This window comes from Streptomyces sp. H27-C3 (genome assembly GCF_030063415.1).
In the GTDB taxonomy this organism is placed as follows: Bacteria; Actinomycetota; Actinomycetes; order Streptomycetales; family Streptomycetaceae; genus Streptomyces.
This window is the reverse complement of the sequence record NZ_JASITA010000112.1, coordinates 1-1,277: the sequence shown is the minus strand read 5'-3', so window position 1 is coordinate 1,277 and position 1,277 is coordinate 1. Positions and strand designations below refer to the sequence as shown.

Annotated in this window: 1 protein-coding gene; it reads right to left on the bottom strand. The window is 66.6% G+C overall.

The window, feature by feature from the left end; all coding sequences use genetic code 11:
* Nucleotides 1-35 precede the first annotated feature (35 nt).
* Nucleotides 36-1,154: an IS630 family transposase gene (locus tag QMK30_RS38280; protein ID WP_283522941.1), complete on the bottom strand. Its 1,119-nt coding sequence runs from the start codon at nucleotides 1,152-1,154 to the stop codon at nucleotides 36-38.
* Between the last annotated feature and the right edge of the window lie 123 nt (nucleotides 1,155-1,277).

The window sequence follows — 1,277 nt, the reverse complement described above, 5'->3', positions numbered from 1 at the left end:
CTAGTGCGTTGGCCACGAACGTTGGCGGGGTTTGGTCAGGCGGCTTTGAGTCGTGGGCGGCCCCAGCGTTGCTGGCGTTCACTGCGGACTTTGGCGCGTTCTCGGCGTTGGGCGGACAGGACGTCGGGGTGACGGGCGTTGGCGTTGCGCCACCGCAGGTAGTCCTGGAGTCTGCGGGCGAGCACCGGGTGGTTGGGGTGGTTGGAGTCGCCCATGACGAAGTTGCGCAACGGTCCGAACTGGGCCTCGATCGGGTTGGCCCACGACGCGCTGGTCGGCGTCAGGCACAGTTCGACCTTGTTCTTCCCTGCCCAGGTCCGGATCGCCGGGGTCTTGTTCGCCGACAGGTTGTCCATGATCACGTAGACGGGGGCGCCGTCGGGCCTGGCGGCCCGGATCGATTTCAGCGCCGTCAGGCTGTGGTCACCGCCTTTACGGCGTCGGGTCACGCCCCACAACTGGTCGTCACCAAGGGAGTAACAGCCGTGGAAGTACCGGATGCCGTGAGTGCGGTGATAGGTGGCCGGCAGCCGGTCCGGTTTCTTCTCCCTGGCCCAGCTGGAACCGTGGCAGGGGCGGATCGACAGCGGGCCGAACTGGTCGAAAGCGAAACACCGGTCCAGGAAGTGGCCCGTCACGTGCTCGATGCGGTCGAGTTTGGAGTCCTTGTCGGGGTCCTTGGACTCCTTCCAGGTGCGGGTGCGCTGGAAGGAGATCCCGTGTTCATGCAGGATCTGCCGGAGTCGTTCCCGGCCGATCTGCACCGTCCTGACCTGGTTGCGGGTCAGGTAGTCGGTGAGCTTGCGAAGGCTCCAGTGCGTGAAGGGGCGGCCCAGCGCGACCGGGCGGGTCCTGGCCGTCGCGATGATGAACTCGCGTTCGTCATCGCTGATCAGGCGGGGACGGCCTCCCGCCCAGTGAGGGTCCAGGGCGGCCAGGCCCTTCTCGTTGAACGCGTGGATCGCGTCCCGGACGGTGTCCTCGTGGGCGGCGACCAACCGCGCGACCGCCGTCACGGGGGTGCCCGATGCCGACGCCATGATGATCAGTGCCCGCCGGACCCGCACCGACTCGTGGCGGCCCCGCCGGACGATCTGCTGCAGTCGCTGTCCCTCTTGATCAGTCAACCGCCGTGCCCTGACCGGCTCTGCCATTCAAGACCCCACTCTCATCGGCAACCACATTGCCAGGCAGAGCAAGACCGTCAGACCCCGACACCACGAACATCCACCGACATGTCACCAGACCCCGTCAACGTTCGTGGACAACGCACTAGC